This window comes from Rhizobium sp. H4 (assembly GCF_003013335.1).
Classification (GTDB): domain Bacteria; phylum Pseudomonadota; class Alphaproteobacteria; order Rhizobiales; family Rhizobiaceae; genus Rhizobium; species Rhizobium sophoriradicis.
Genome location: NZ_PSOW01000018.1, coordinates 21629 through 40514, shown reverse-complemented (window position 1 = coordinate 40514; position 18886 = coordinate 21629). Strand labels below are relative to the sequence as shown.

The 18886-nt window shown below is 62.1% G+C and carries 21 protein-coding genes; 12 read left to right on the top strand and 9 right to left on the bottom strand.

The window, feature by feature from the left end; translation table 11 throughout:
• Nucleotides 1-100: 100 nt before the first annotated feature.
• From C4N04_RS24825 to C4N04_RS24810, 4 genes are all read left to right on the top strand, one after another.
• Nucleotides 101-343: a type II toxin-antitoxin system ParD family antitoxin gene (locus C4N04_RS24825; RefSeq protein WP_077994732.1), complete on the top strand. Its 243-nt coding sequence runs from the start codon at nucleotides 101-103 to the stop codon at nucleotides 341-343.
• Nucleotides 344-502: 159 nt separating this feature from the next.
• On the top strand, nucleotides 503-2320 hold the full coding sequence (locus C4N04_RS24820) for an EAL domain-containing protein (RefSeq protein WP_245425655.1): 1818 nt from the start codon (nucleotides 503-505) through the stop codon (nucleotides 2318-2320).
• A 78-nt stretch (nucleotides 2321-2398) separates the two neighbouring features.
• Nucleotides 2399-3394: an NAD(P)H-quinone oxidoreductase gene (locus C4N04_RS24815; protein ID WP_077994734.1), complete on the top strand. Its 996-nt coding sequence runs from the start codon at nucleotides 2399-2401 to the stop codon at nucleotides 3392-3394.
• A gap of 161 nt (nucleotides 3395-3555) precedes the next feature.
• Nucleotides 3556-4335, top strand: a complete 780-nt coding sequence (locus C4N04_RS24810; protein WP_077994735.1) for a class I SAM-dependent methyltransferase — start codon at nucleotides 3556-3558, stop codon at nucleotides 4333-4335.
• 48 nt (nucleotides 4336-4383) lie between these two features.
• On the opposite strand, the gene C4N04_RS24805 is transcribed toward C4N04_RS24810, so the two are convergent.
• Nucleotides 4384-5811: an MFS transporter gene (locus C4N04_RS24805; RefSeq protein ID WP_077994736.1), complete on the bottom strand. Its 1428-nt coding sequence runs from the start codon at nucleotides 5809-5811 to the stop codon at nucleotides 4384-4386.
• 102 nt (nucleotides 5812-5913) lie between these two features.
• Here C4N04_RS24805 and C4N04_RS24800 point away from each other — a divergent pair, with 102 nt between their 5' ends.
• On the top strand, nucleotides 5914-6537 hold the full coding sequence (locus C4N04_RS24800) for a metalloregulator ArsR/SmtB family transcription factor (RefSeq protein ID WP_106797331.1): 624 nt from the start codon (nucleotides 5914-5916) through the stop codon (nucleotides 6535-6537).
• A 28-nt stretch (nucleotides 6538-6565) separates the two neighbouring features.
• Here C4N04_RS24800 and C4N04_RS24795 read toward each other — a convergent pair whose 3' ends face one another.
• A complete protein-coding gene (locus C4N04_RS24795) occupies nucleotides 6566-7801 on the bottom strand; it encodes an MFS transporter (RefSeq protein ID WP_106797257.1) in 1236 nt (411 codons plus the stop codon).
• A 683-nt stretch (nucleotides 7802-8484) separates the two neighbouring features.
• Between C4N04_RS24795 and C4N04_RS24785 the strand changes: the two genes are divergently transcribed.
• Nucleotides 8485-8823, top strand: coding sequence for a hypothetical protein (locus C4N04_RS24785; protein WP_010055075.1), 339 nt, complete (start codon nucleotides 8485-8487; stop codon nucleotides 8821-8823).
• 188 nt (nucleotides 8824-9011) lie between these two features.
• Nucleotides 9012-10019: an asparaginase gene (locus C4N04_RS24780; RefSeq protein WP_096764013.1), complete on the top strand. Its 1008-nt coding sequence runs from the start codon at nucleotides 9012-9014 to the stop codon at nucleotides 10017-10019.
• On the opposite strand, the gene C4N04_RS24775 is transcribed toward C4N04_RS24780, so the two are convergent.
• A complete protein-coding gene (locus C4N04_RS24775) occupies nucleotides 10020-10775 on the bottom strand; it encodes a DeoR/GlpR family DNA-binding transcription regulator (RefSeq protein WP_096770858.1) in 756 nt (251 codons plus the stop codon).
• 128 nt (nucleotides 10776-10903) lie between these two features.
• Between C4N04_RS24775 and C4N04_RS24770 the strand changes: the two genes are divergently transcribed.
• Complete coding sequence (locus C4N04_RS24770; protein ID WP_096764040.1) at nucleotides 10904-11260, top strand: DUF4406 domain-containing protein; 357 nt, start codon at nucleotides 10904-10906, stop codon at nucleotides 11258-11260.
• A gap of 290 nt (nucleotides 11261-11550) precedes the next feature.
• The gene (locus tag C4N04_RS24765; RefSeq protein WP_009996648.1) at nucleotides 11551-12171 is read left to right on the top strand and encodes a glutathione S-transferase; all 621 of its coding nucleotides are present in this window, start codon (nucleotides 11551-11553) and stop codon (nucleotides 12169-12171) included.
• Nucleotides 12172-12382: 211 nt separating this feature from the next.
• Here C4N04_RS24765 and C4N04_RS24760 read toward each other — a convergent pair whose 3' ends face one another.
• The 4 genes from C4N04_RS24760 to C4N04_RS24745 form a co-directional block, all read right to left on the bottom strand.
• The gene (locus tag C4N04_RS24760; protein ID WP_106797256.1) at nucleotides 12383-12937 is read right to left on the bottom strand and encodes a DUF2087 domain-containing protein; all 555 of its coding nucleotides are present in this window, start codon (nucleotides 12935-12937) and stop codon (nucleotides 12383-12385) included.
• A gap of 226 nt (nucleotides 12938-13163) precedes the next feature.
• The gene (locus C4N04_RS24755) at nucleotides 13164-14003 is read right to left on the bottom strand and encodes an SDR family NAD(P)-dependent oxidoreductase (RefSeq protein ID WP_106797255.1); all 840 of its coding nucleotides are present in this window, start codon (nucleotides 14001-14003) and stop codon (nucleotides 13164-13166) included.
• Nucleotides 14004-14206: 203 nt separating this feature from the next.
• On the bottom strand, nucleotides 14207-14572 hold the full coding sequence (locus C4N04_RS24750; protein ID WP_096764017.1) for an MmcQ/YjbR family DNA-binding protein: 366 nt from the start codon (nucleotides 14570-14572) through the stop codon (nucleotides 14207-14209).
• A 39-nt stretch (nucleotides 14573-14611) separates the two neighbouring features.
• Nucleotides 14612-14809, bottom strand: a complete 198-nt coding sequence (locus C4N04_RS24745) for a hypothetical protein (protein WP_096764018.1) — start codon at nucleotides 14807-14809, stop codon at nucleotides 14612-14614.
• Between the two features lie 112 nt (nucleotides 14810-14921).
• Here C4N04_RS24745 and C4N04_RS24740 point away from each other — a divergent pair, with 112 nt between their 5' ends.
• The gene (locus C4N04_RS24740) at nucleotides 14922-15818 is read left to right on the top strand and encodes a LysR substrate-binding domain-containing protein (protein WP_096764019.1); all 897 of its coding nucleotides are present in this window, start codon (nucleotides 14922-14924) and stop codon (nucleotides 15816-15818) included.
• Nucleotides 15819-15837: 19 nt separating this feature from the next.
• On the opposite strand, the gene C4N04_RS24735 is transcribed toward C4N04_RS24740, so the two are convergent.
• The gene (locus C4N04_RS24735; protein WP_077994747.1) at nucleotides 15838-16389 is read right to left on the bottom strand and encodes an NUDIX hydrolase; all 552 of its coding nucleotides are present in this window, start codon (nucleotides 16387-16389) and stop codon (nucleotides 15838-15840) included.
• Nucleotides 16390-16485: 96 nt separating this feature from the next.
• Here C4N04_RS24735 and C4N04_RS24730 point away from each other — a divergent pair, with 96 nt between their 5' ends.
• Together C4N04_RS24730 and C4N04_RS24725 are read left to right on the top strand one after the other, a co-directional pair.
• Nucleotides 16486-17130 (top strand): DUF47 domain-containing protein, encoded by a 645-nt coding sequence (locus C4N04_RS24730; RefSeq protein WP_077994748.1) that lies wholly within the window; start codon nucleotides 16486-16488, stop codon nucleotides 17128-17130.
• Nucleotides 17130-18134 (top strand): inorganic phosphate transporter, encoded by a 1005-nt coding sequence (locus C4N04_RS24725; protein WP_096764022.1) that lies wholly within the window; start codon nucleotides 17130-17132, stop codon nucleotides 18132-18134. The genes C4N04_RS24730 and C4N04_RS24725 overlap by 1 nt, the downstream gene beginning before the upstream one ends.
• Nucleotides 18135-18214: 80 nt before the next feature.
• Here the strand turns inward: C4N04_RS24725 and C4N04_RS24720 are convergent, their stop codons facing one another.
• Nucleotides 18215-18880 (bottom strand): glutathione S-transferase family protein, encoded by a 666-nt coding sequence (locus C4N04_RS24720; protein ID WP_086156449.1) that lies wholly within the window; start codon nucleotides 18878-18880, stop codon nucleotides 18215-18217.
• Nucleotides 18881-18886 lie beyond the last annotated feature (6 nt).

Below are 18886 nucleotides of genomic sequence, written 5' to 3'. Positions count from 1 at the left end.
CGGTATCGGTTTAAGGATCGGCGAGATCGCCGAGAATGGCAAAAATGGTCGTGCATCCCGATAGGCAGGGTTCTGCCTGATCGATATAGGGAGGAAGTTCATGCCGATGGTAACCGTTTCCCTCTCTCCGCAACAGGCCGCGGGCATCCGCGCCGCTGTCGATAATGGCGGTTATGCCTCAAGCAGCGAGGTCGTCCGCGAGGCGCTGCGCCTCTGGGATGCCGCCCGCAAGCTCGGCGAAATCAAGGCCGAACTCCTCGATGACGAGAGCGGTGCCTCCGGCGGAAGATGTGTCGCCGACATGTTCGCAGATCATGAGGCGCAGCGCCGTCGCTCCGCCTGAACAAGCGTCTGATTGCGTTGGAAAATCCGATTAAACGCGGAACGCGTGGCGATGCCCTGCGTCTTTCACAAAACTTTCATATTGGCGAAAGGGTTCATTGATCCTTCTGCGGCATGGTCCTGGCTCAAGAAGAACAAGTCACAGTGGAGATCGGCCGAGATGAAAACCGGCACATCCCTGACTGCTGCCGTCGAACCTGGCGTCCTGCGCCGTTATGCCAGCGATCAGATCGTCACCCTTGCCAAGCTCGTCGTCGAGAACGCTTTTCAGCCGATTGTCGAGGCCGGCACAGGCACGGTGTTCGGCTACGAATCCCTGATGCGCGGCCAGGATCGCATCGGCTACGATACGCCGGCCGATATTCTTGATGAAGCCCATCGGGCCGGCCAGCTGCTGGCGCTCGAACAGATGCTGGCGAGCCGCGCACTCGCCAAATTTGCGACGCTGCCGAATTTCTCCACCGCGACGCTGTTCCTCAATCTCGATGTCCGGCTGATCCCCGATGGCGAGCGGCTGGTCGAAAGCCTGCTGCAGCATCTGAGGAGCGCGAATATCCCGCCGTCTTCGGTCTGTTTCGAATTCTCCGAGCGTTTCGACAACACAAGCGTGCCGGAATTTTCAGCTCTGGTGTCGAAGCTGCGCAAGGCCGGCTTCAAGCTGGCGATCGACGATTTCGGTGTCGGTCACGGCGAGATGAAACTGCTCTGCGATCATCCCGTCGGTTATCTGAAGATCGACCGTCATTTCGTCGCCGATATCGATCGCAGCCCGCGCAAACGTCACCTGCTGAAAAGCATCGTCAATATCGCCCATGTGCTCGGCACTCGCGTCATCGCCGAGGGCATCGAGACCGAAGCCGAATTCATTGCGTGCCGCGAATATGGCGTCGATCTCGTCCAGGGCTGGTTCATCTCGCGTCCGACGACGCATATGTCCGAACTGGCGCCGTCCTTCCCGCACCTGCAGGAGCTCGGAAAAAGCAAGCGCGCCAGCCAGTCGCTCGATGAGATCCTCATCCGCAGGCAGATCGAGTTGCTGCCGACGGTTTACGAGAACGACAGCATCGACAGCGTCTTCGAGCTTTTCCGCCGCAATCCGCGCCAGGCTTTCTTCCCCGTGCTCAACGCCAATGACGAGCCGCGCGGCATCATCCACGAGCATCACCTCAAGGAATATATCTATCAGCCCTTCGGCCGCGATCTCCTGAAGAACAAGATGTATGAGCGCAGCATTTCGCATTTCGTCGAGATGGCGCCGATCGTCGGCCTCGACAGCGATGCCGAGCATCTGATGGCGATCTTCGCCAATATGGAGGGCAGCAACTGCCTGATCCTGACCGACAATATGCGTTATGCCGGCGTCGTCTCCGCCGCCTCGCTGATCAAGGTCATCAACGAGAAGCAGTTGAAGACGGCCCAGGACCAGAACCCATTGACCGGCCTGCCGGGCAATCGCGCCATCCGCGATTTCATGCGCCAGTCCGGCCGCGACGGCGATGAGGTCCGCCATTTCTGCTATTGCGATTTCGACAATTTCAAGCCGTTCAACGATGCCTATGGCTTCCATCTCGGCGACCACGCGATCTCGCTGTTTGCCGCGCTGATGCGCCGCTATTTCTTCGCCGAGCGGCATTTTCTCGGCCATGTCGGCGGCGACGATTTCTTCATCGGCGTCGTCGGCTGGATCAAGGAGGAGTTGACGGAGATCCTCGACCGGCTGATCAGCGATTTCCACGACGACGTGCTCGACTTCTATTCCGACGAGCACCGCGCCGCCGGCCGCATCCTCGGTCACGACCGCAGCGGCGCCGAAGCCCTGTTCCCGCTGATGCGCTGCTCGATCGGCGTGATCGAACTGGCGGAAGGCCTCGTCATCGACGATATCAACCGTGTCAGCGCCGAGATCGCCGTCATCAAGTCGGCCGCCAAGGAGAGCGAGGAGGGCCTCGCCTTCCACGTTCTGGGCGAGGCGAATTGACGCCCTTGCCGTTTCCGACCTTCCCAAGCCGGCGGTGCTGATTTAATTCCCCTGTTTTGGATCAGGGAGGATCGCACCATGCCATTGCCTCGAGAAATGCGTTTCGTCGATCTCAACTCCTTCGGCGGGCCGGAGGTGATGGTGATCGGCAGCCGCCCGCTGCCGATGCCGCAAGAGGGGCAGGTGCTGGTGCGCGCCGAGGCGATCGGCGTCAACCGCCCCGATATTGCCCAGCGCCAGGGCAGCTACCCCCCGCCGAAGGACGCGAGCCCGATCCTCGGCCTGGAGCTTGCAGGCGAAATCGTCGCCGTCGGGCCCGGTGTCAGCGATCACGCCGTCGGCGACAAGGTCTGCGGCCTTGCCAATGGCGGCGCCTATGCCGAATATTGCCTGTTGCCGGCAGGCCAGATCCTGCCCTTTCCCAAGGGTTATGATGCCGTGAAAGCGGCCGCCCTTCCCGAAACCTTCTTCACCGTCTGGGCCAATCTTTTCCAGATGGCCGGGCTGACCGAAGGCGAGACGGTGCTGATCCATGGCGGCACCAGCGGCATCGGCACGACGGCGATCCAGCTTGCCCGCGCCTTCGGCGCCGAGGTCTATGCGACGGCCGGCTCGAGCGAGAAATGCGAGGCCTGCGAAAAGCTCGGCGCCAAACGGGCGATCAACTACCGCAGCGAGGATTTCGCCGAGGTGATCAAGGCCGAGACCGGCCAGGGCGTCGACATCATCCTCGACATGATCGGCGCCGCCTATTTCGAGCGCAACCTCGCCTCGCTCGCCAAAGACGGCTGCCTGTCGATCATCGCCTTCCTCGGCGGCGCCGTTGCCGAAAGGGTCAATCTGTCGCCGATCATGGTCAAGCGGCTGACGGTGACCGGCTCCACCATGCGTCCGCGCACGGCCGAGGAAAAACGCGCCATCCGCGACGACCTCCTCTCGCAAGTCTGGCCGCTCTTGGAAACGGGCGCCATCGCCCCGGTCATCCACAAGGTCTTTGCCTTCGAAGCAGTCGTCGAGGCACACCGCCTGATCGAGGAAGGCAGCCATATCGGCAAGGTGGTGCTCACCGTCTGAGGTCAGCTTCGGACCAGCATTCGTACGCAAGGTGAAGCTGATCCTGGGCGTTTCGTGAGTCTCCGGGATCGTTGAACAGTTGTCTGATCGAAACCTGGCCCCGAAACTGCGCATCTTGACGTGGCGTTGCTTGCGCGTTGTACGGTCCCTATGAGGATACAATGGCTCTATTCCACGCGTGCCCCATCTGCCGCAGCAGAATTCCGCATTTTGTACCGCTTCCACGCTACTACGTCGACAAAGCGGTCGAGCACGGCTTTCCCTATGGCCTGCATGAATTCGAGACGATCAACCATCAGGCCTATAGCTGCCCCAATTGTCATTCGACCGATCGCGACAGGCTCTTCGCGCTGTTCCTGACGCCGGTATTCCAGCGCCTCAACCAGGCGCAGGCTGTCCGCTTCCTGGACATTGCGCCCGGCCGCGCCTTGACCTTCTGGCTCAAAAGCCACCCGCATATCTTCTACCGTAGCTGCGATATGTATTTGCCCGAGGCAGACGACAAGGCGGATATCCACAACCTGCCCTACGCCGATGAGAGCTTCGACTTCGTGCTTTGTTCCCACGTGCTCGAACACGTCGACGATCCAGTGCGTGCCACCGCCGAAATCCGGCGTGTTCTCAAGCAGGACAGCGTCGCCATCCTGATGGCGCCGATCTGCCTGTCGATCGAGGACACCTATGAAAATCCCGAGGTGACGACGCCGGAAGGCCGCTGGGCGCATTTCGGCCAGGACGACCACGTGCGTCTCTTCTCAAGGTCCGGCTTTGTCGATGTGATCCAGCGCGCCGGTTTGGCTGTCCAGCAAATCCCGGTCACCGAATTCCTCACGCCCGAGGTCTGCGAGACCTATGGCATCAGTCGCGACTCCATCCTCTATCTCGGCGTGAAGCAGCAGGCCGTCCAGCAGGCGCCGGAACCGGAGCGCAACGTCGCCTGAAAGCTTTAACCTTCGTTACAGAGGCGCCTCGAACCCTGAGGCGCCTTTTCAATTCCGGTTGTCCCTCAGCGTCATTGCTGCGGCGATCGCGACGATGCCGGGCACTGCCATGGCGACATAGAGCCAGTGCGCCGCCGACAGCGCGCCGGATATGCCGCCCGGTTCGACGAGGCCGGCTCCATTGGCGATGACGCCGGAAAAGGCTGCGCCGAAAGCGCCGCCGAGCGAGCTCATCGTCGGGATCGCCGAAGATGCCTTGTCCTGTTCGTTTCTGGCGACGAGCTTCAGCACCATGGCGACGAGATGCGCCCAGCCGAGGCCGATGCCGAAGCCCATCATGAACATGGCGACCGCCGCCGGCACGATCAGCGGCAAAAGAGCCTGCGGATTGTCTTTGGCGAGGAAGATGGCCAGCGAAGCGGTTGCCGCCGCCTCGATCAGCGCGCCGGCAATGATCGCCGCGTGCGCCCGCCGGCCGGTCAATGAGCTGCTGAGGAAGGCGGCTAAGGTCCAGCCGAGGGCGACCAGCGCCACCAGATAGCCCGAGATCAGCGGCGTCACCCCATGCAGGACCTGCAGGAAATAGGGAATGAAGACGTCGCTGACGAGCACGACGGTCATGGCGAGCATCGCCAGATAGACGCGGGAAATCGGCTTGGAGAGGCTGACGGCGCCGGAAGGCAGCAGCCGGTTGCGGCTTCGCGCCTCGATGAGCAGCATGGCTACCACCGCAACGACCGAACTGGCGATCAACGCCGTTTTCATGGCTGTCGCCTCGATCGCACCGGCGGCGCTGATCATCAGCACGGCGGCAAGCAGCAGCCCGATCTGTGCAACCGGCGTCTTCACGTGATCGCGGTCGTCCTCGACATCGGGCAAGAGTCGCGGCGCCAGCGCCGCCATCAGGATGCCGAGCGGCACCAGCACGATGAAGGCGTAGCGCCAGCTGCTGCCGGAGGAAAAGAAGCCGCCGAGCGTCGGGCCGATGACGGTCGAGATGCCCCAGATCGCCGCGTAAAGCGTCGTGGCCTTCGGCCACAGCGGCTCGGGATAGACGAAGCGGATGAAGGCATAACCGAGGGCCGCAAGCGCGCCCGTCCCGAGACCCTGAAGCGCGCGTCCGACCAGGACCACCGGCATTGACGGGGCAATTGCAGCGATGAGGCTGCCCACGCCGAAAACGAGGGCGGCGATCACATAGACGCCGCGCAGCGTAATCCCTCGCGGGCGCATGGCGACGAAGATCGAGCCGAGCACGGCGGCGGCGACGAACAGGCTTGTCACCCACGAAAGCAGGGCAAGACCGCCGATGTCGCGCACGATCGAAGGCGCGATGGTCGCTGTGATGTAGCTCTCGACCGCATAAAGCGTCACGCCGCCGGCCAGCATCAGCGTTGCGGCCAGGTGCTCGGGAAGGAAGAGGCGGAGGACGGAGCTGGTATTCGGAATAGCAATGGTCTGGTCGATTTCGGACATGGGGCGATCCTCGACGTTTTTGCTGGCGGGAAATAATTTTCCAAGTTATAAATTGGAAAATTACATGCCGCCCTGATTAAAGCAAGACTTGACTTGGTAAATATGCGCCAATCCCCAGCCAACCGGATTCTGATCCTGATAAAGACCGACGGTCCCCAGCTTGCCTCCGCAATCGGCGATGCGCTCGGCATCTCGGGCGAAGCGGCCCGCCAGCAACTGGCCAGGATGGCGGAGGAGGGGTTGGTGGAGCCGGTGACCGTCGCCGCCGCCGGCCGGGGCCGCCCACGTCAGCTCTGGCATCTGACCGCGGCCGGCAATCGCCGCTTTCCCGACGGCCATGCCGAACTGACGACAAACCTGCTCGCCACGCTCGTTGACCAGCTCGGGGCTACAGCGCTCGACACCGTCATCTCAGCCCGCGAGGCCGAGACGCTGAAGCGCTATCGCCAAGAGCTGGAGACTGCCGGCGACCTTGCCGCCCGCGTCGAAGGCCTTGCCGCCATACGCACCCGCGAGGGCTATATGGCCGACAGCTGGCGGGAGGCCGATGGCTCTTTCATGCTGGTCGAAAACCACTGCCCGATCTACGCGGCCGCATCCGCCTGCGCCGGCTTCTGCCGCTCCGAACTCGAAACCTTCCGCGCCGCCCTCGGCGCCGAGGTCGAGCGCAGCGAACACATCCTCGCCGGCGCCCGCCGCTGCGCCTATCGCATCACGCCGCTTTGAGGCGGCGCGCTGACGTGCGGCCCACACCTTAAGCCGGCTGCCGCACCTGCCGTCTGCTGCTTTCGAGATAAAGCAAGGCGCCGATCGATGCCAAGCCCGCGGCAGCGCCGACGAAGGCGGTGCCGGAATAATCGGTGACCGATGTGCCGAAGGCGAAAATTGCGGCGCTGATGCCGGTGCCGATGAAGGTATTAAGCGAGAGTAATGAGGTTCCGAGCCCCGGCCGGTCGGCGATCAGATCCTGCAGATAGGTGATCGGCACGCTGAGGATCGCCGCCGCTCCGCAGGCGTTGAGAAGGAGCAGCGCATAGATGTGCCAGCGCGCCGAGGCGAAGCCGAGCAGCATCAGATAGGCGCAATAGATCAGCGCTCCGAAGGCAAGCACATGCACGGTGCGGAAGCGCCGTTGGGCAAAACCCCATATCATCGTGAACGGCATTTCGAGAAGGGCCGTCAGACCGGCCATGAAGCCGACATCGACCACTGTTCCGCCGGCCGCATTGGTGATGATCAGCGGCGAGAGCATGCCGTTCAGCCGCTGCAGCCCGAAGAGCAGCGACATGACGATGACGCGCGAGAGCACATAGGGCATGAAGATCCGTTTCAGCGAAGCCAGGAATCCGACGGGATCGGGGGCGGAGCCGGCCGTACCGTTGCCCGGCGCGAAGAAGAAATACAGGCAGAAGCAGACGAGGCTTGCGAAGGCCGCGATCCCATAGGCCGGCGTCATCGACGGCGAATTGACGAGATAGAGGCCGATCAGCCCCGGCGCCAGCGCCCAGGAGCCGGAAAACAGCGCCCGCACCGTTGCCGTGACCGCGGCTGCCTCGCCGCGCTCGATCTGGTTGGTCCTGGCCCGCAGGCTGGCGAAAAGCAACGAATAGGTGGAATTGCTCATCGGCACCAGCAACAGCGTCGAGACGATGAAGATCGCCGGGCTGTGGATGATCGCGATCGATCCGAAGCCGAGCATGCCGGCGACCGAAAGCCCCAGCACCAGCGGCCGCCGCTCCTTCAGCCGGTCCGACCAGATCCCCAGCGTCAGGCTGGTCGTGACGTTGACGATCGCCGAGAAGAACACCAGCGCCGAATAGGTGCCGTTGCTCAAGCCCAGTTCATTGATGCCGATGATCGACTGGTAAGGCACGGTCGAGGCATAGGTGAAGGCGAGCGCGACGAGCGTCACGGTGGGAATGCGGATCCTGTTGTCGCGCAGAATCAAGGAAAGAGTGGATGACTTTCGGGGCGGTTCCTGATGCACCATCTTTAGCCGCGTCCGATGCATCAGAGAAACGATAGTTTGCGATCGTTTCAGTCAATTCCTGTGATGATTGCTGCGTCAGATCTGCGCCGTCAAACTGGAGAGCCAGAAATCGATTTGCCCCGGGGGAAGAACGCTTCCGAGGAAACCGGTCAGAACTGAAGCAATCGACATCAAGACCAACCCCAGAAGCGCTCCGAGGATGATTTCAACGCTTGTCCTTTTGGGCCAGCGCGCCAACCGGCACGCCAGACCGAGAGAGACGAGCGTGAAAAATATTCACAATATTGAAGCTGAAATGGATAGACCTGATTGCAAAACACTTTCTTCGAATGTGATTTTGGTTGCAAGATAGCGTCGCTACGCGTCCAACCTCAAGGCTTGCATTTACATGCGGCGCGGACATCAATCCGGCTGGAGCCAGGCGCAAGATCTGGGATGACGGCGGTCGAGGCCGAATTGGCAGCATGCGCATCCTCCGCCCGGCATTGCGGTTCTGCTCCACAAGCCACCCCACCCTCCGTCATGCTCGGCCTTGAGCCGAGCATCCACACCGCATCGATCAAGGCCTGGGATGACCGAGTGTATGTGGGCCCTTCGGCGTAATGCGCGCCGTGCTCTGGCCGATTGACTCTACCAATTTTCTGCCTTTAGTGCTCGCCGGGGTTGATCATTTGGATGGGACGATGAAATTTCGCATTCTTGGCGTTGTCGCGCTTTCTTTCGCCGTTGCAGGTTGCACGCACACAGCCCCCGATGGTCGGCCGCTCGTTCAGCACTTCTTCCGGAATCTCGTGATGAACGGATGTGGTTTCCAGATGACATGGGAATCGGCGAAAAAAGCCACAGATACGTTTAAGCCAGTCATCCCGACCGACAGAGAACGCCTGACCGACAGAGGTCTCATGAGGGCTGCAATCGCGGTTTGCGGCAAAGCGCCGTCCGGACGTAAGAGCAAAGCCATCGAAGTCGAGGTTCCCGACAGTGGCGGTGTCCTCAGGAAAATCGTTGTTGAAAGAGAATAGGCGCGGACTGCTCTCCATCCACCGTCGTCCTTCGGCTTGACCCCGGATCCATGCCGCTGCTGTTGGTGGATGCGGTATGGATGCTCGGCTCAAGGCCGAGCATGACGGAGGGGTTGGCTAAACCCGTTGGCTTTCGCGCCCTGACGCGTTATGCCTGCCGCATCCCGCCAGCACCAGGATGAGAGCCCATGACCAATCCAGTCGTCGTCGAAGTCACCCGTGGCCTGCTCGTCGAAAGCCGCCATCGCGGCGCCGTGGCGGTTGTCGATGGCGATGGCAGCCTGGTCTTTTCACTCGGCGATATCGAAGCCGCCGTCTTCCCGCGTTCGGCCTGCAAGGCGATGCAGGCGTTGCCGCTCGTCGAAAGCGGTGCGGCCGACGCCTATGGTTTCGGCGACAAGGAACTGGCGCTCGCCTGCGCCTCCCATAATGGCGAGGACGAGCATGTGGCGCTTGCCGCTTCCATGCTGGCGCGCGCCGGCCGCAATGCCGACGCGCTGGAATGCGGCGCCCATTGGTCGATGAACCAGAAGGTCCTGATCCACCAGGCCCGCACGCTGGAGGCGCCGACCGCGCTGCACAACAATTGCTCCGGCAAACATGCCGGTTTCATCTGTACCTGCTGCCACCGGGGTATCGATCCGAAAGCCTATGTCGGCTATCAGCACCCGCTGCAGGTCGAGATCCGCGCAGCGATGGAAAGCCTGACCGGCGCCGTGCTTGGCGCCGAAAGCTGCGGCACCGACGGTTGCTCTATCCCGACCTATGCCGTGCCTTTGCGCAGCCTTGCTCACGGCTTTGCCAAAATGGCGACCGGCATCGGCCTGCAGCCTTTGCGCGCCAAGGCATCCCGCCGCCTGATCGCGGCCTGCATGGCCGAGCCCTTCTATGTCGCCGGCTCCGGCCGCGCCTGCACGAAACTGATGCAGATCGCTCCCGGCCGCATCTTCGTCAAAACCGGCGCCGAGGGCGTCTTCTGCGCCGCGATCCCGGAGAAGGGCATCGCCATCGCGCTGAAATGCGAGGACGGCGCCACCCGTGCTGCCGAAGCCATGGTGGCGGCGACACTCGCCCGCTTCTTCGAGACGGAAGAGACGGTGCATGCCGCCCTCACGGCCTTCGCGGCAACCTCGATGCGCAACTGGAACGGCATCCATGTCGGCGATATCAGCGTTACCGCGGCTTTGGCTGAGTGACTATGCCACGGTGATCGTGCCGTTGAGATCGCGATAGGGCTGCAGCCGTTCGGCCGTCATCTCCATGGGCACGATCAGCCCGGCCACCTCGGAAATGCCGAGCACCGGGCAGGGCGAGACGAGGTCGAATTTCTCCTCGGTCAGCAGCACATGCGTTTCGGCCGCGCAGCGGGCGATGTGCCGCTTGATCGCCGCTTCCTCGAAATCGCCGGTTGAAAGCCCGTGCACGGGATGGGCCGCGGTGACGCCGAGGAAGAACAGATCGGGGCGCAGCTGCGAGATCGCCGCCATCGCCGCTGCCCCCGTCGCCACCATCGAATGTTTGTAGAGCCGGCCGCCGGCAAGGATCACCTCCGCCGTCGGATGGTGCTCCAGCTCGGCGGCGATCGTCGGGCTGTGGGTCGCAACCGTCAGCGCCATGTCGCGCGGCAGATGCCGGGCGATCTCCGCCGTCGTCGTGCCGCCGTCGAGAAAGATCATCTGCCCCGGCTTGACCATCGCCGCCGCCGCCGCCCCGAGCCGCGCCTTGATCTCGGACGAGACACTGCGGCGCGCGGTGAAATCGGGCAGGTCAGGCGAAAGCGGCATCGCCCCACCATGCACGCGTTTCAGCAGCCCCTCCGCCGCCATTTCCCTCAAGTCGCGCCGGATCGTGTCCTCCGAAAGCGAAAAATCCTCGGCGACGCGCTTGGCGATCACTTGGCCGTCACGTCGCAATATGTCGAGGATCAGGGCTTTACGTTGCGTGGTCAGCATCGTCTCTCCGCACGAAATTGAACGAGATAGCGTGATCTTGCACGAAATGACTCGACATTCAAGAATTATCGTGCATTTTCGGGAAGTCCCGTGCATGAGGCCGGGAGTGCTCAGCGATGGAGTGGAAGATGCTGATTTTGATTGCCGGACCCTACCGGTCTGGAACCGGCGACGACCCGGAAAAGATGGCCGCCAACCTGAGGCGGCTGGAGGAACCCTCGCACAAGCTGTTTGCCGCAGGCCATGTGCCGATGATCGGTGAATGGGTGGCGCTGCCGGTCTGGCATGCCGCCGGCGGCAAATCGGTCGGCGACGCGCTCTACGAGGAAATCTTCCACCCGGTCGCCGGCCGGCTGCTGCAGCTCTGCGAAGGCGTGCTGCGCCTGCCGGGCGATTCCAAGGGCGCCGACAACGACGTGCGCATCGCGAGGGAACGCGGCATCCCGGTCTGGCACAGGCTGGAGGATGTGCCGGGCTGCGGCTGAGGGGCGAGAGTTCGTGACTGTGGACTGCCCCTCACCCTAACCCTTGCCGGGGTCGAGCCACTGGTCTCGACCCGTCCTTCGGACCCCCGCGGAAACGGGGAGAGGGGACGTGCCCTGCGAGGGGTTTGTGGGGGGTGAGAGGGTGCGGCATGTTCCCTTCTCCCCGTCAGAACGGGGAGAAGGTGCCGGCAGGCGGATGAGGGGCGGCTCGACGCAAAGCAAAACGCCATCCCCGGTTCCGGCGCACTCATCCCTGCGCTATACCACTTCCCGAAAGGGAGACGAGAACCATGCTGACATTGTATTACGCCTCGGGAACCTGCGCGCTTGCAAGCCTGATCGCCCTGGAAGAATCCGGCCTTGCCTTCGAAACGAAGAAGCTCAGCTTCGCCAATGGCGAGCAGCGTTCGCCGGATTATCTGAAGATCAACCCCAAAGGACGCGTGCCGGCGCTGGTGACCGAGCGCGGCGTGCTGACCGAAACGCCGGCGATCCTCGGCTTCATCGCTGAAAGCGCGCCGGCCGCCAAACTGGCGCCGCTCGGCGATGTCTTCGAGATGGCGCGGCTGCAGTCCTTCAACAGCTATCTCTGCTCGACCGTGCATGTGAACCATGCCCATCGCCGACGCGGGCCCCGCTGGGCCGACGATCCCTCAGCAATCGAGGCGATGAAGGCAAAGGTACCCGGGAATATGGCCGATTGCTTCACCCTGATCGAAGAGACGATGTTCAACGGCCCCTGGGTGATGGGCGAGACTTATTCGCTCGCCGATCCCTATCTCTTCGTCATGACCGAATGGCTGCCGGGTGACGGCGTCGACCCCGCCCGCTTCGCAAAAATCACCGACCACCACGCCCGCATGCTGCAGCGCCCTGCCGTTCAGCGCGCGCTCGTCTACGATCGCGGCTGACGGATGCCTAGCACTATATGCGCTTCGGCAATCGCCCTTCGCTTGGCCAGTGGCAGGCTGGCAGCGGCGCAGAATGAGGCGCCCGATGCATGTCACGCAAAACTGCAGCTGGTGACGGGCAAAAAACTAGACTTAAAGCGCGGCGAATCTAAAGATCGAGACGCGCTTTAGACGACGGTGAGCTCCCGAAAAGGCGCCTCAGCAATGGCGATCAATCTGCCTGGCGTGAGGAATGCTGACGCAGGATCGTCGCCGCCTGTATCGGCATCGGCCGCTCGACCCGCCTGTAAATGCTGCCGTCGCGCGTCCGGCTCATCAGGCCGAGTTCGCAGAGCTCCCGGCGCAGCAAAGCGTGATCTCCAAACAGGTGCCTGTCGCGGAGAAGAGCGTTGACCTCCCTTTCTGACATTTCCCTTGCGGAGGGAATGCGCGACCAAAGAAGCCAAAGCGCCGTGACCTGGTCCATGCGCCGCGAGGGCCAGCGCATGAGCCGAAGCTCCTCGTCAAAACTGCGTTGAACGCGCTCGATATGCTTGCGATCGATCGCCGCATCGGCAACACGTGCCGGTGTGGGTGGTTCTTTCTCGCTCCCGGAGCCGGTTTTTGCACGCAGGCTCTGGAAGTTGCCGTGACCGGCGGCCCTCGCCATCATGTTCAAGAACTGGAGGTGAGAGGGAAGCCCCTCATGTGCGGCGAGCTGCAGGCGCAGCGACTTGGCAAATGCCGACGTGTCGCCCACCGTGAGCGGAATGGGTTTTCTGGACATGACCTATCCTTTGGTCGTGCCGTTCCGGGATGGATTATCGGTGATCGCCCTTCCGACATGGCACGGGATCGGTGTCCATATCTTCGTCATTGTCAGGTTTAGCGTGTTCCGGAGAACGGCGATGCCCGGGTGAACTGCTGACCCGATGCAGCGATATCATTGCGATCCCGATATTTCAACGGCTTTCAGCTTCGGCAGCTCCGCCTGATGGCCAGCCGAAGCAAACTCAGTCCCGGGCAAAGTCTCCGGCGGAGAGGGGAACCGGCCGGTAGCCGTCGACGTCGGCGATGCCATATTCCCGCGCCAACGCGGCCGCAACCGAGACCGTCCCGGATTTCAACATCAGCGCCGGGTCTCGCCACAATCCTGCTATGACATGGCCGATGAACTGAGGCGATTCCGAATTGCTCATGTCGAAATATTCGGCATTCTCAAGAACGGCTTCGGTACGGACCAGCCCCGGATAGAGAGCGATCGCCGCGACATTGTGAGAACGCAGCTCATGCGCGAAATCCGCGGCCATTTTGTCGGCGGCAGCCTTGGCGATGCCGTAGATCGCATTGCCCTCGTAGAGCTGGGCTGCCCAGAAGGAGATGTTGACGATCATGCCACGTCGCGCCGAGATCATCAGCGGAGCCACCGTCCGCGACATCATGAAAGCGCCTCTCAGCGCAGTGCCGATCATCGCCTCCCATCGCCAGGCCGGCTGCTGCCAGAACGGCTGGGGCCAGGTGAAATCCCCGTCTTCGACCATGTTCTCGTAACCCGGCCAGGCATTGTTCACCAGAATATCGAGCCTGCCGCCCGCCCGTATAGCGTCAGCCACATGCTCGGTGTCGGCGTCTTTGCCATGATCGCATCGGTGGACGACGATGCGTCCCGGCAGTTTTGCCGCTTCGAGCTCGAGCCCCTCGAGTGAGCCCGCCGCTCCGGCTTGCTGTGCCTCTGCCTCGAAACGCGTCTTGGCGGTCACATGCACCGTGAAGCCTTCGGCAAGCAAAGCAAGGGCGATGCCGCGGCCAATGCCGCGACTTGCGCCGGTGACTAAGGCGACGTCGGCGTTCATGCTGGGCCTCCTGGATGGACTGTCGATCGATGCGGAGATGCGTATATTGACAGAGAGGATTACCCTGCGCGATCGCTTTTTTCGAGACGCCGTTGCCTGAAGCAAGGCGCGATCTTTCAGATTCGCGCTGCCTGCATTTTTTGCTTAAAAAGATCAGCGCCCCCACGCCCGCGGTTGCGGCGCCCGCCATTCGGCGCGCTCGCCTATGACTGCGGCGGACGCCCGAAGCGATCGGCCAACTTCTTCGGCGCCCGGAACAGCCAGGCGCCGATCAGCCGCAGCCGCAATTCCTCGTCGCCGATCAGGGCGGCGCGCAGCGGCAGATACGGCCAACCGACATAATGATCGGTCTGGAAGTAGATCTCCGGTGCCATTTCCAGGAGGTGATCCTTGTCGTCGAGCGAAATCGAAATGACGATCGTCTCGGGGCTTTTCACCGCCACAAAACTTTTGCCGGCAACTTTCAGCGCCGGATTGCCATAGGAGGTGCTCTCCTCGACCTCGGGCAGGCCGGCTTCCGCCGCCAGCCGCTTCAAGCGCTCGAAGATAAGGTCAACTTCGTCCGCCATTGTCCCGCCCTTTTTCCTCGGGCGGAGCCTAGCATATTTTCACGCGCATTTCGCCAGCACGGTCTCCTCCGGGTGAAAGCGGATCTCCGCGCCGAGCGGCAAATCGGCGATTTCGCGCAGCGACATGCGTTGGATCTCTGGATGGCGCAGCGGATCCTCCTGCCAGGTCGGGGTATTGGCAGGCCGCGTTCCGCTGATAGCAGCAATAGGCTTCAAGAAAAACTTCAGCAAAGACACGGCAGGCCTCGCTTTCTCCAGCGCTGCTGGGTCATGATCGTATGCTGTAATCTCGGCTTACTTGGGCGGATTTTCAATTGAGTTTACCGCGGCGCTGCTATAGAAAAACTATATGAAGAACCTCAACGCGGTCCATCTCAACGGCCTCAGGGCGCTGGAGGCTGTCGGCCGTCTCGGCTCGCTGCAGGCGGCCGCCGAAGAGCTTGGCGTCTCGGTGGGCGCCGTCAGCCAGCAGGTGATCAAGGCCGAAGCGCAACTGGGGCAAGTGATCTTCGAGCGCACGGCCCGCGGCATGGTCGTCACCGAAGCCGGCCGGCCGGTGCTTTCAGCACTCGACGAGGGTTTCGCCCGACTTTCGGCGGCGGTGTCGATCGCCAGCCGCAAGGACGATACGATCCTGACCATCTCGGTCGCCCCGGTCTTTGCCGCCCGCTGGCTCGTCTGCCGGCTCGACCGCTTCGCCGAGCGCCATCCCGACATTAAGCTGCGGCTGGATGCGACGACCAATCTCGTCAAACCCGCTCTCGGCGATGTCGATATCGGCATCCGCGTCGGTACTGGCAGATGGCCTGACGTGAAGGCCGAGCTGCTGCTGCAACAGGAGGTCTTTCCGGTCTGCTCGCCCGAGATGGCGGCGACATTGAAAGAGCCCGCCGATATCCTGACATTGCCTGCCATCATCGATGGCCGCGCCATGTTCAGCTGGGAAGTCTGGATGCGGGAAGCGGGACTGTCGGGCGCGACGCTTGCGACGCGCCATGTCTTCAACGACGCCTCGCTCTGCCTCGATGCGGCGATCGCCGGCCAGGGCGTCATGCTTGCCTGGCAGACCCTCGCCCACTTTGCGCTTGCCGAAGGTCGGCTGGCGGCCCCGTTCGGCATCCGCGCAAAGACCGGCTTCGGCCATTATTTCATCACCGCCGAGGGTGCGCGTGAGCCCAAGAAGGTCAGGGATTTCAAGGCCTGGATCCGTCAGGAAATGGCCGGCACGCTGACGCTGTTCCGATAGCCTGTAATCGGCCTTTGCCTCATCCTTCCGGGTTTAATTTGTTACGGGCGGCCTTCTTGCGACCGCGAACCTTGAAGTCCACGAGCAGCGATTTGAGTTCGATCTCGCGAACACGTCTTGCCGCCTCATCGGGGCTGACCCATGCCAGAACCCGCTGGCCGTGCTCCTTGAAGCCGTCGCTGATCTCGGTGACCTCAACCTGGAACACGTCGACGATGCAGGGGACGACGTCGCCATCGTCCAATTCTTTTAGATAGGTATAGTGGCCGACCGGTTTCTTCCTCACCGCTCCGCTCACGCCGGCCTCCTCCCAGGCTTCGATTGCCGCCGCTTCGAAAGGCTTTTTGCCTTTCATCGGCCATCCCTTCGGAATAACCCAGCGCGCGCTTTCGCGCGATGTAATCACCAGAATCTCAATCCCGGCACCACCTTTGGCGTGGCGGAAGCAGAGCGCGCCGTACTGTTGGCGAAAGGCGCCGGAGAACAACTTGGCCGGGACGGCGGCAAGCTGCCGTAGCAATGGCTGAGACTTGTCCGGTCGGGGCTTGCTGCGTTTTTTTGCGGACTTCATGGCGATGAGTGTGCCGAATTTGCCTGTTGCTTCACCAGTCCGGGCGTGTTTATGACAGATTTATGACAATCAGCCGCACGAGGAAGGTCCGCTGGCATGATGAGCATTTTTCGCAGGCTGATGCCACGGGAAGATAAGTTCTTCGAAATGTTTTCCACCCACTCGAGAACCGTCGTTGCTGCGGCGCACGCCTTGGACGAACTTTTGAAAGGCAATGACGTCGAGAAAAACTGCAAACGCATCGTTGTCTTGGAAAGCGAAGCCGACGACGTCACCCGCGAGGTTCTCCTCGCCGTCCGTCGAAGCTTCATCACACCTTTTGACCGTGGCGACATCAAGGACCTGATCCAGTCGATGGATGATGCAATCGACATGATGCATAAGACGGTCAAGACTATCCGCCTGTTCGAGCAGTCGAGCTTCGATCCGCTCATGCAGCAGATGGGCGGCGAAATCGTCAAGGCTGCGAAGTTGATCGCCGAAGCGATACCGCTTCTCAACAGGGTGGGCGCCAATGCGCAGCGTCTTTCCGCCATTGCGGAAGAGGTTACGCGGGTGGAAGGCCGTTCCGACGAACTCTATGACCAAGGACTGAAGGAGCTGTTCTTGCATCATGGCGCCGCCGGCAATGCGATGGCCTACCTGATCGGCAGCGAAATCTACGCGGAGCTGGAGAAAGTCGTCGACCGCTTCGAGGATGTCGCCAATGAGATCAGCGGCATCCTCATCGAGAACGTCTGATGGATGCGTCTCTCGCTTTCCCGCTGCTCGCCGGCCTGGTTCTTGTCGCCCTTTTCTTCGACTTTCTCAACGGCCTCCACGATGCCGCCAATTCCATCGCCACCATCGTGTCGACCCGCGTGCTTCGACCACAATATGCAGTCGCCTGGGCGGCATTCTTCAACTTCATCGCCTTCCTGTTTTTCGGCTTGCATGTGGCCGAGACGCTGGGGACCGGCATCATCGACCCAGCGATCGTATCGCCGCAAGTGATCTTCTCCGCGCTGATGGGGGCGATCATCTGGAACATCCTCACCTGGATCTTCGGAATTCCGTCCAGCTCGTCGCATGCGCTTATCGGCGGACTGGTGGGCGCCGGTTTGGCCAAGGTGGGCTTCAGCGCGATTGTCTGGAGCGGGCTTCTCAAGACGGTCGGCGCGATTTTCCTTTCCCCGGCCATCGGCTTCTTCCTGGCGCTGCTGCTGGTGCTCACCGTCTCGTGGTCGTTCATTCGGCAGACGCCCTTTGCGGTCGACCGGACCTTTCGCGTGATGCAGTTCGTTTCAGCATCGCTCTATTCGCTCGGCCACGGCGGAAACGATGCGCAGAAGACGATGGGCATCATCGCAGTGCTCCTGTTCAGCCAGGGATATCTCGGCTCGACCTTCTACGTGCCGTTCTGGGTTGTCATTTCCTGCCAAGCGGCGATGGCGCTCGGAACGCTCTTTGGCGGTTGGCGGATCGTTCATACCATGGGGTCGAAGATCACGCGGCTCAATCCGATGCAGGGGTTCTGCGCCGAGACGGGCGGAGCATTGACGCTGTTCGGGGCGACTTGGCTCGGCATTCCCGTCTCGACCACGCACACCATCACCGGCGCAATCATCGGAGTGGGCGCTGCACGCCGTGTTTCAGCCGTGCGCTGGGGGTTGGCTGGCAACATCGTGATCGCCTGGATCGTCACGATGCCGGCGGCTGCAGCGGTGTCTGCAGCCTTCTACGGTCTGGCATCGCTGCTGCAATAGAAGGTGGTGATGTCAGCCCGTGCCGGCCTGAATTCCGGATCGTGCCCGAGCGCACGGTACGCTGAATTCTACCGTCGCCCTCAGACCTCGACCGGTTCCTTGCTGCGGGCCGCCTGCATTGCCTTGTAGGCGGGGCGGGACTGGCAGCGCTCGATCCACGCCTTGATGTTCGGATGCGCATCGAAAAGCTCCGCCTCGCTCTGGGCATAACGCAGCACCTCGGCGAGGTTGAGGTCAGCGACAGTGAAGCGGTCGCCGACGATCCATTGCCGGCCTGAAAGCTGGCCTTCGAGCGCCGCGAGCGGCCGGCGCAGGCCATAACATGCGGCCGCGATGGTTTCCTTGCCCTCGGCGCTGTTTTCGAGGCCGTTATCATAGGTCAGCACGATCCTGACCGAATGCGGCTCGACCTGGGAGGCCGCCCAGACCGTCCACATCGTCAGCAATCCGTCTTCCTCGACGGTTTGTCCGGAAAGCGGCCCGCCGTGTTTGCGAGCGAGGTAGAGAGTGATCGCCAGTGATTCGTGCATGACGAGGTCGCCGTCGCGAATGCTGGGGATCTGCGCCATTGGGTTGACGGCGGTGAAATCGGCCGAGTGCGTGTTGAGCGGCGCTTCCGCGGCGAGCGGATCGGCGAGCCGCCTGGCCTGCAGCACCGGCACCGAGCGGAACTCGAGCCCGAGCTCTTCCGCCACCCAGTAAACGCGCGAGGCGCGCGATCGATAGACCCCATAGATTGTCAGCATGACCAT